The organism is Streptomyces yokosukanensis (assembly GCF_001514035.1).
Lineage (GTDB): Bacteria > Actinomycetota > Actinomycetes > Streptomycetales > Streptomycetaceae > Streptomyces > Streptomyces yokosukanensis.
Genome location: NZ_KQ948234.1, coordinates 51,370 through 61,044, shown reverse-complemented (window position 1 = coordinate 61,044; position 9,675 = coordinate 51,370). Strand labels below are relative to the sequence as shown.

The 9,675-nt window shown below is 69.0% G+C and carries 8 protein-coding genes and 2 pseudogenes; 3 read left to right on the top strand and 7 right to left on the bottom strand.

The features are described from left to right. Positions 1–119 precede the first annotated feature (119 nt). A complete protein-coding gene (locus AQI95_RS41130) occupies positions 120–1,166 on the top strand; it encodes a nuclear transport factor 2 family protein (protein WP_067136190.1) in 1,047 nt (348 codons plus the stop codon). Here AQI95_RS41130 and AQI95_RS49525 read toward each other — a convergent pair. Next, positions 1,158–1,572, bottom strand: a pseudogene (locus AQI95_RS49525) (transposase); the annotation flags it as partial. The gene AQI95_RS41130 and the pseudogene AQI95_RS49525 sit on opposite strands and share 9 nt — an antisense overlap. A 273-nt stretch (positions 1,573–1,845) precedes the next feature. Here AQI95_RS49525 and AQI95_RS41120 point away from each other — a divergent pair. Continuing rightward, complete coding sequence (locus tag AQI95_RS41120; RefSeq protein WP_244189049.1) at positions 1,846–2,226, top strand: GNAT family N-acetyltransferase; 381 nt, start codon at positions 1,846–1,848, stop codon at positions 2,224–2,226. Between the two features lie 557 nt (positions 2,227–2,783). Here the strand turns inward: AQI95_RS41120 and AQI95_RS47670 are convergent. From AQI95_RS47670 to AQI95_RS41105, 4 genes are all read right to left on the bottom strand, one after another. Then, positions 2,784–2,951 (bottom strand): hypothetical protein, encoded by a 168-nt coding sequence (locus tag AQI95_RS47670; protein ID WP_159056685.1) that lies wholly within the window; start codon positions 2,949–2,951, stop codon positions 2,784–2,786. Positions 2,952–3,045: 94 nt separating this feature from the next. Continuing rightward, positions 3,046–3,534: a DUF4142 domain-containing protein gene (locus AQI95_RS47665; protein ID WP_159056684.1), complete on the bottom strand. Its 489-nt coding sequence runs from the start codon at positions 3,532–3,534 to the stop codon at positions 3,046–3,048. Positions 3,535–3,985: 451 nt separating this feature from the next. Further along, positions 3,986–6,403, bottom strand: coding sequence for an ATP-binding SpoIIE family protein phosphatase (locus tag AQI95_RS41110; protein ID WP_079071905.1), 2,418 nt, complete (start codon positions 6,401–6,403; stop codon positions 3,986–3,988). 252 nt (positions 6,404–6,655) lie between these two features. After that, positions 6,656–7,255, bottom strand: a complete 600-nt coding sequence (locus AQI95_RS41105; RefSeq protein ID WP_107121900.1) for a TetR-like C-terminal domain-containing protein — start codon at positions 7,253–7,255, stop codon at positions 6,656–6,658. A 114-nt stretch (positions 7,256–7,369) separates the two neighbouring features. On the opposite strand from AQI95_RS41105, the gene AQI95_RS41100 reads away from it, so the two are divergent. Then, positions 7,370–8,380 carry a zinc-binding dehydrogenase gene (locus AQI95_RS41100; protein WP_067136183.1) on the top strand — a complete coding sequence of 337 codons (1,011 nt, stop codon included), beginning with the start codon at positions 7,370–7,372 and terminating at the stop codon, positions 8,378–8,380. Between the two features lie 578 nt (positions 8,381–8,958). Here the strand turns inward: AQI95_RS41100 and AQI95_RS48550 are convergent. Then, a complete protein-coding gene (locus AQI95_RS48550) occupies positions 8,959–9,303 on the bottom strand; it encodes a hypothetical protein (RefSeq protein WP_079071904.1) in 345 nt (114 codons plus the stop codon). 73 nt (positions 9,304–9,376) lie between these two features. Next, positions 9,377–9,675: pseudogene (locus AQI95_RS41090) on the bottom strand (hypothetical protein); the annotation flags it as partial.

The following is a 9,675-nucleotide window of genomic DNA, read 5'->3' as shown; positions in this document are numbered from 1 at the left end:
CCGTCGATGACCACGGAGCAACCGGCCCGCCGAAACAGCCTCACCCCGCATGAGCGCGCCGCCCGGCGGGACCGCACCGACCTGCCCCGCACCGGGGCATACGACGAAAGAGACACATCATGACCACTGACGCACCCCTCTCCGTCTTCGAACAGCTCGACCTCCCCGACACGAGCCTGAACCGCGACGCGTACGCCCATGTCGCCCAGGCCACACCCGCCTTCGTCCTCCATCACAGCGTCCGCAGCTATGTCTTCGCCCGCGCCCATGCCCAGAACCGGGGCCTGGTGGCCGGTACCGACTACGACGACGAGCTGCTGTTCCTGGGCTGTGTCCTGCACGACATCGGGCTGAGCGAGGAGGGCAACGGCGACCAGCGATTCGAAGTCGACGGCGCCGACACCGCGGCGGCATTCCTCCGCGAGCGCGGTGTCGAGGAACGCCGTATCGCCATCGTCTGGGACGCCATCGCCCTGCACACCTCGGAAGGCATCGCCTCGCGGAAAGACACGGAAGTGGCGCTGGCCCAGGCGGGCATTGGCACCGACATCATCGGAGTCCAGCGTGAGAGCCTTCCGACCGGCCTCGCCGACGAGGTGCACGCTCTGCTCCCGCGGCTGGATCTGGGCTACGCGCTCAGCGACGCCATCGTCACCCAGGCCGAAGGCAAGCCCCACAAGGCGCCCCCGACGACCTTCCCGGGCCAACTGCTGAGCCACCATCTGCCCTACGGCGCCCAGCCCGGCTGGTACGACCTGCTCGCCGCGGCGGGCTGGGGAGACAACCCCGTCGGCGTCACCGCCCGGCGCCGCGCGCAGACGCCTCAGCAGGTGGGAACATTGTTCATGGAGTACCTGGAGGCCGGGGACATCGAGGGCCTGGTATCGCTTTACGAGCCGAACGCCCACTTCGTCCCCACTCCCGAAACCCATGTGGTGGGCGCGGCCGCCATTCGCGAGGCACTGCGGCAGTTGATCGACAGCGGTGCCCGTCTCAAGCTCGAACTACGTGACATCCGGGAGGTGGACGACATCGCCCTGGTGTCGAACACCGCCACCCTCACCGGGGTCGGACCTCAGCCGACGGTCTCCACCACCACGGAGATCCTTCGACGCCAGCCGGACGGCGGCTGGGTCCACGTCGTGGACGACCCGTTCTTCAGCTGATCGCCTCGGGCGGCCCGCGTACGGGATGACCGGAGACACTAGGTCGCCCGGGGGTACAGCGTGGATCAGGGCCATGAGCTGGGTGACGTCGTGGCGGTTTCCGCCGGTCGGCGCGGCGGCGAGCGGGATGCCGTGCGCCTCCACGATCACGTGGTGCTTGCTGCCCGTCCGTCCCCGGTCCACCGGGGACGGACCCGTCTTCGCGCCGCCTTCATCGCCCGCAGGTGCGAGCCGTCGACCGCGGCCCGGGAGAAGTCCAGCAGGCCGACCGCCCGCAACTCGGCCAGCAGCAGGTCGTGCAACGCCTGCCACACCACGGGATACCCGTGTACAGCACGAACAGGATCCCGTTGACCACCCGCCGGTCATCCAGCCGCCTACGCCCCGGATACCGCTGCCTGCGCTGCCCCACACCTCACCCCGATCCATCGGATACGGGAACAACACCGACTGACAACTCCCGTCCTTCAGGATGTGCACCCGGGCAAAACAGATGCCGCAGACTACACGGCGACGTAATGTGTGACCCTAGCCATTGTCTATTACCTGGCCGTTGGTGCAGCCACAGCTTCGGGAGGGCTTGATGGTTGCGGACGTGGTCAGGACTTGGGTGGTGGGCTGGGCCGTGTTCCGGCGGACGCCTCCGCCTGTCGAGTAGCCCTGGGGGTTCTATGTCGAGGTGGCCGGCAACGTCGACGAAGTGGGGCGCCGTGTCCTGTCCGAGGCCGAGGAGTTGTTGGTCCGCTGCGCCGCGGCCTCGGTGTGCGTGCCGCGGACTTGGATGAAGATGCCCGCGGAGCCGGAGGAGATCGAGTCGTGGCTGTCCCAGGGGCAGATGGCATCCCTCGGGGAGGCCGTGGTGGTGGACCGGGTAATGACCGAGGCGGCCCATCGGCGGCGCGGGCTGGGCGACTTCGTGATGCGTGCGCTTGCCGACCACGCTCTGGAGGCGGGCGCGGTTCTCGGGGTTCTCGGCGCGACCGACGCCGGGCGCGCGCTGTACGAGACGCTGGGCTGGAAGAAGCACGCGACGCTGGCGGAGTGCGTCTACCGGCCCTGAAGCAGGAGCACCGGCCGTACCCGCAGTGCCCAAAGAGTGCCAACAGCCCTCGGACGTCGCGGTTCTGGCCTTCACGCAACTGCGGTGAGGGCCACCTTGTCCCCCCGGGTGCTGATGGCGTGGAATGCCGTGCCGGCCACAACGGGACCACATCAGGAGGCATCGCCAGCCCGGACGGGGTGTCTCCTGTTGCTCGCGCCCAGGGACCGTCGGCACTCCCGCCATGACTGAGAACGACTCCTTGCCGCCGCGCCTGCGTGCGTGCCGCTGTGGCACAGGCCTGAGCCCTCGTGCCCGCCTGGACCAGATGGTCGCCGACCGCGGCTGGAGCCCGGACGACGCGTGCGAGCCCGGTGACGGAGACGGCCAGCGGGCTGCCGTCGATGGTGCTGCGCCCCTCGGACTCGCTGCGAACGTACGCCGGCACGGCCCGCTGCACTCACCCCAGCCCTCGTGACACGACTCCATTGTCCGCCGAACCCGCCCGGGAAACGGGCGCCTACGGCCGTGCAGAGGGCGATCGGACGAAGGTCACCGGTGGTCTCAGCAACGAACGCTCAGCGGATGAGGCCCCGCTGGGGACGGCCGCCGTTGCGGGTGAGGGCGCGCAGTCGGTCGATCGCGCCGTTCAGGTGGTGGGTGTTGTGGACGGCGTGGTGGAAGGCGAGGGCGAGTTCGAGGGTGACCTGCATGGTGGGTAGTCCGGCGACGCTGAGACCATGCATATGACTGTGCTCGAGACACGAGCGCGGCCCGGCCGACGTGCTCCCGAAGGCGCACATCAGTGGGCCGGGATTACGCCCGTGGCTCGGCGGACGTCTACGCGTGGCATACGCCGTGGTCGACCATCTGGGTGTGGCGTGCCACCACCGGGCGCGCACTCCTGGCCAGGGTCTTCACGAGCGGGTTGGTGCCCGAGGCGATCTCCTTGTCGATGAGCGCGAGGGTCTGCACGTGGGCGGGGTACTGGGCCTTCAGCCACGCGGCATCGTACGCCGGCGTACCGGCGAGGGACTTGAGGGCGGCGGTTTGCCCCAGCTGCGCGTCCGTTTGCCCGGACGGCAGTGCCGCGCCGAGTTTTGCGGCGGTCTTCACGACACCGACATCGAGGGCGCGGTGGTCGTTGATGAAGTCGGCGCCGACCCGTTTGACGCATGTGGTGGTTGCGGCGCTCTGAGCTTGCTGACTGGTCGCAATCTCCCAGAGGTTGCCTTGGTGGGCTGCGGTCAGGAGCTGCCTGTCCAGGGCGGAGACCGCCGACGGTGAGGGCGACGAGGATGCGAGAGCCGGGAGCGACGTGGCACCCATGACGCACAGGGTGGCGACGCAAACGGCGGCGGAACGGGCACGGAATCGAGTCGAGTACATGAGTCCTCCACATGTCGCACATGAAAGCCCAGGCGATAACCCTCTCCTCATTGCTCGAGGGGTGAAAACCCATACCTTGTTCCATGGTTCACCCGGTTGAGTTGGTCGGCAACCGAGGACCCAAGCGCCTCCGTGGCCGGTTGGTGCGCGACGAAGGCCGACACGGACGGCGGGTTCGCCCGCCCGCTGAAAGGCGCGTGATCGTACTGCGCACCTCAGAGTGCCCAGGCTGCCGTTGATGTCGCTGGGCATTTCCGAAACCGTGGTCGGCGGCGGCCAACCCAGCACTCGCCCTGCTCCGGCACGAGCTGCTGCTGAATCCCAGCGCGAGTCATGAGTTCCGGCGATGTCCCAGGACGTATGTCCAACTCCCCCCCGCTCGCGAAGGGCGTCACAGTTCCGCGTTCGAGAGCCTGGCGGGTGTGGTGGTCGTGGTGAGGGGCTGTTCGGCCCAGATGGTCTTTCCGGAGCGGCTGTAGCGGCAGCCCCAGCGCGCGGCGAGCTGGGCCACGAGGAACAGGCCGCGGCCGCCCTCGTCGGTGGTACGGGCCCGGCGCAGACGGGGTTGGGTGTTGCTTGGATCGGACACTTCGCAGACGAGTGTCTTGTCGCGGATCAGTCGTAGTCCGACCGGGCCGCGGCTGTAGCGGATGGCGTTGGTGACCAGTTCGCTGACCATGAGTTCTGTGGTGAACGCGACGTCCTCCAGCTCCCATGCGGCGAGCTGGCGGGTGGCCGCTTCGCGGGCGTCGGCCACGATCGCGGGGTCGGTGGGGAATTCCCAGCTGGCGATGTTGTCCGTCGGAACTGCGCGGGTGCGAGCGAGGAGCAGGGCGATGTCGTCGCGGGGCGGGGTGTTGCCGGTGGTGGCGAGGAGAGCGCGGCCGATGTCGTCCAGGGGCCGGTCGGAGCGGTACAGCGCACCGAGGTTCTCCGTCAGGTGCCGGATGCCGGCGCCGAGGTCGTGGTGGTCAGGTGTGACCAATCCGTTGGTGTACAGAGCGAGAACGCTGCCCGGGGGCAGATCGATCTCCGTGACCTCGAACGGCATACCCCCGACTCCGAGGGGAGGTCCGGGGGAGACCTCGACGACGTGGGCGGCCTCGTCGGGCCGGGCCACGACAGGCGGCAGGTGCCCGGCGCTTGCGAGGGCGCAGTGACAGGTGACCGGGTCGTAGACGGCGTACAGGCACGTGGCGCCTACCGCCTCCTGGTGCCCGTGGGGTGCCTCGCCGGCGAGTTGCTGCACGAGGTCGTCGACGTGGGTGAGGAGTTCGTCGGGCTCCATCTCCAGTTCGGCGAGGGTCTGGACGGCGGTACGGAGTCGGCCCATGGTGGCGGTGGCGTGCAGCCCGTGGCCGACCACGTCGCCGATGACGAAGGCGACCCGCAGAGAAGGCAGGGGGATGACGTCGAACCAGTCTCCGCCGATGTCCGCCCCGCCGCTGGCCGGCCGGTAAAGGCCCGCGGTCTCAGCGGCGGGATCATCCGTGGTGGCGCGGGGGAGCAGGCGTTGCTGCAGGGCCACGGCCGCGCGGTGCTCGCGGGTGTAGCGGCGGGCGTTGTCCACGCTCAGCGCAGCGCGGGAGGCGATCTCCGAGAGAAGGTCCGCGTCCGTCTGGTCGAATGCCTCCGGGCGTTCGGTGCGCCAGACCGCGACCGCGCCGAGCACGAGGCCGCGGGCGAACAGGGGCGCGGAGACGGCCGAGTGCCCGTTCTCGGGGATGAGGAGCGGGATGATTCCCGGGTGGTCCTCGGCCATGGCGAGTGCGCTTGCCCGGTCGGACACGAGCACGGTCTCACCGCGCTGGACTCTGCGTAGGACGGGCAGGTCCGGCATCGGCGGATCCGCAATGCCCGGCGGCCCAAATCCAGCGGGCCAGGGGCCCACCGAGGCTGCGGCAACCCTGCGCATGTGCCACGATCCCGCGCCGGCCAGCTTCGGGGGCTCGTCACCTTCGAGGACGGGGTCGGCAAGGCTTGCCCAGGCCAGGTCTCCGAAAGCCGGGACGAGAACGTCCACCAGGTCCTGGGCTGTGCGCAGGACGTCGAGGGAACTGCCGATCCGGACCGACGCCTCGTGGCGCAGGTCACGGCGGCGCTCGCGTTCGGCGCTGTCGGTGAAGACCGCGACGACACCTGAGGGGCGGCCCTCTTCGTCTTCCAGCCGGAATGCGGAAAGGGACACTGCGCATTCCCGGCCGGGCACGCGCTGTGATCGCGCCCGCTGCTCTCGGTCGATCAGTGGCTCGCCGGTGTCCAGTACCCGGCGCAGCGCGGCCTCGGCACCATCGGCGTCCTCGGGGGTGACGATGTCGCGCAGCCGGCCGCCGACCGCCGCGCCCGCCCCGGAGGACGTGCCCGCTGCACGGTTGGTCCGTACGATGCTCAGGTCGGTGTCGTGAACGGTGATCCCGGCCCAGTCCTGGGCGAGCAGTGCGCGCATGAAGGCCGCGCCGAGTCCCCAGTCGCTCGCGGACTGGATGGGCGCCGCCAGGACCAGGACGTCGCTGGAGCCGTCGAGCCGCAGCGCGTGGTAGGCGACCTCGACCAGGCGACCGGAGCGGTGCCGCAACACGGCCTGTCCGGCCGCGGGAGCCCGTTTCTCGCCGGGCGCACCCGGGCTCTGGTGAACTGCTTCGACCAGCTGGGCGACAGGCTGTCCGCACACTTCTGGCGCCGTACGGTCGAGCAACTCCGTGGCTGCATGCGACCACTGCAGCACGACCCCGTCTCCATCGACCACGGCGGCTGCCACGCCGCTGAACGGCAACGATCCGCCGCCGCCCCGACCGCCGGAGGCGTTCATCTCGCTCCTCGCTGGGGTTGGAGCCATCCCGTACTTTCATGCCCATTATCAGGCGATGTGCGAAGTGATGACGGGTGGAGGACAGGGGAGGTGCGGCACCTGACACACGGGCGCCCCATACACGGGGCAGTCGCAGCCCCGGCCCCGGCCCCGCGCACACTTCGCGCATGCAGGCGATCCCGGATTCTCCTGGCGACGGGCGAAGCCGTCATTGAAGGCGCTCAGGGCGTGGAACCGGCCGAAAGGGAGGCCCTAGCGCTGGTCCGGACGGCGAGCGCGCGCACCGTCCAGGACCAGGTCGACCAGGCGCGGGACCACAGCCTCCTCCAGCGGCTCGCCGGTGAGCAGGACACGTGCCAGCAGGGGGCCCGCGACGGCTTCCACCAACAGGTGCGGGTCGGTGTCGGCTGTCAGTTCTCCTCGCTCGACGCCTCGTCGGACGAGGGCCTCCGCGCGCCCGAGACGGGCGCTCCAGTAGGAGCGCCGCCCCTCTTCCAGGTCGTCCTCGCCACGCACCGTGCCGAGGTGTAGCAACGCGGCACCCTCGGGTGTCGCGAGGTATCGGGCCAGTGCCGTGAACAGCGCGGTCAGGTCCGTGGACACATGGCCCGTGTCGGGCGTCGGCAGGGCGTGGTCGGAATGGGTGGCCAGCGCGTCGAAGACGAGATTCTCGCGAGTCTTCCAGCGCCGGTAGAGGGAGGTCTCGTGGACCCCGGCCGCGCGCGCGACGGCAGCCACCGTGGTCGCGGCCAGACCTTCGGTGGCAAGCAGGTCGACGGTGGCGGCCAGGACCGCTTGCCGCATGCGTTCGCCGCGGCGCCTGAGTGGTGGCGCCTCCTTCTTGCCCGTCATGACACATCAGCATATCGCAAGCATCCTTGCGATATGGCGGGGCAAGGCGTACTTTCGAAAGCAAGTCGACTTGCGATAGCTGACGGTCACCGACCAGAACGGAAGTACCCCGACATGGAGCTCATGCGCGCCGCGCGGCTGCACATCCCCTCGCGCACCCTGACGATCGAAGACGTGCCCAGGCCCGTTCCAGGTCCCCGTCAGGTACTGGTCAAAGTCGGGGCCGCGGGCGTCTGCCTGTCCGACGTCCACCTCATAGACGGCACCCTCACGCCTGCCCATCTTCGAGGGGAGGCCGTCACCCTCGGGCACGAGGTCGCCGGCACGATCGCCGAGACCGGACCGGAGACGACCGGCTGGTCGACCGGGCAGCGGGTCGTGTTGCAGGCCGGCGACATCCGTGACGGACGGGTCCTGACCCGCGGAGTCGACTACGACGGCGGCTGGGCCGAGTATGCGCTGGCCAGTGCGGACACTCTGTTCGAGTTGCCTGACTCGATACCGTTCGAACAGGCGGCGATCATCCCGGACGCGGTCTCCACCCCCTGGGGCGCCATCACCACCACCGCCAGGGTCCGGCCGGCGCAGGCCGTGGGCGTGTGGGGCATCGGCGGGCTGGGCGTCCATGCCGTCCAGCTGCTGCGAGCCGTCGGGGCCTACCCGATCATCGCTGTCGACCCCGCCCCGGCCGCTCGGCAGCGCGCCCTGGACTTCGGCGCAGACCTGGCCCTGGACCCGGCCGGCCCCCAGCTGCGCGAGCAGATCCTCGCCGCCACCGGCCATCGGGCGCTGGAGGTCGCCTTCGACTTCGCCGGTGTCCCCGCTGTCCGCGAGCAGGCTCTGACCGCCCTGGCGCCCAAGGGACGCCTGGTCCTGGTCGGGCTCACCGACAAACCGCTGACTGTCACCGACGGAACCCGGTTCAGCTATCTGCAACACCAGATCCTCGGCCACTACGGCTCTGCCGAGGACGCCGTTCCACAGCTGATCGCCCTGGCCGATGGAGGCCGACTGGACTTCTCACGCTCCATCACCGACGTACTGCCACTCGCCGACGCGGGCAAGGCCGTCAGGCGCCTGCATACCAAAGAAGGCGCCCCGATCCGGCTGATCCTGCGTCCCTGATCTCCACGTCCGGTCAGGCACGGACATGAAGCCGCCGCCCGCCCGTCTCCGACAGAGCCGAGCATCACACCCCGACGGACCCCTCACCCCGCTCCCCGGATCACCGCCACCACCCCGGAGACCTTGCGAGAGATGAACCGGCAGATGGGTGCCACCGTCGCACCGCCGGGGCCGATCCAGGTCGGGACAGTGGTGTTACCTCTCGCCTAGTTGTCCAAGGTTCTTCTCATTTGACTGCCACTCACAAGGCCGCTGAACTGTGAGTTTGAAGCTGTAACGTGACATACAGCGAGAGATGATCTTGTCGGGCGATGCGAAAGTGCAGGATATTTGTATGTAATCCCCGTAAGGGGCCTATCTGATCTCGTTGGGGCTGGCTCACGGGCACATTTCGCTGCACGGAGCGCCGTCAACCTCCATCTCCGCAGGCGCGGAGCGCTCCATACCGAGTTGGAGTCGGTGAGAGAGGCGCATGCCCGCGTGCGCGGAGCGCACCCTTGCCCACCTGCGAACATGCGAAGTCTTTGTCGTGGCCTACTCGGCGGGTTTGTTGGTTGTTCAAGGGTTTTCACTGACTGTCACTTGAGAGGTCCTGGTGGGCTGGGAAGTTGATGTTTCAGTGTGGCATCGAATGAAGATGGTCTTGATGACTGATGAAAGAGATCGTCGCGCCAGCGGCGGACGGTGGACTCGGACCCATTGTTGCCGCCGGCCATGTCGGCCAGGCGCTGGTCCTGGCGCAGCACGGCCAAGACGATCACCGTGATCCTCCCGGGCGGCAGGATCCGCCACCTGGACCGAATCGCCTTCAGGCGGCGTCGCAGTAGATCGGCGAGGTACTTGACGGTGCTCGTGGACAGCGGCAGACGGCACTGGTAATCAAGCGGGCAGGTGTCCTCGGCGCGTTCTTTGGATCTCGTCACACAGTTCCAACGGCCGCCGGGGGCACCCCCGGTTACGCCCGCACCCCACCACTCCGGGCGCTGGCGTCCCTGGTCACAGGCAGGTGGTAAACCGGCCGTCGGGTAGTGTCCGCAGCCAGGCGCGATCGACGAGTCTGACCAGTCTCCCGCGCAGCGGTTCCAGCCTGGCCCGCACACTGACATCGATTCCCAGCGTGTCACCGACCTGCCGGGCCATGACCGGTCCGGCGGCCTGCCGCACGGCGGCGAGAATGCGCTGGTAGTCCGGCGGGAGTGTGCTCTCCTTCACGCCTGACGTGCGGTGCGGGACCAGCATCACCGCTCGTCCGCCCACCTGCCCGGCGCCGGCGTGACCGATGCCCGTTCGTTGGC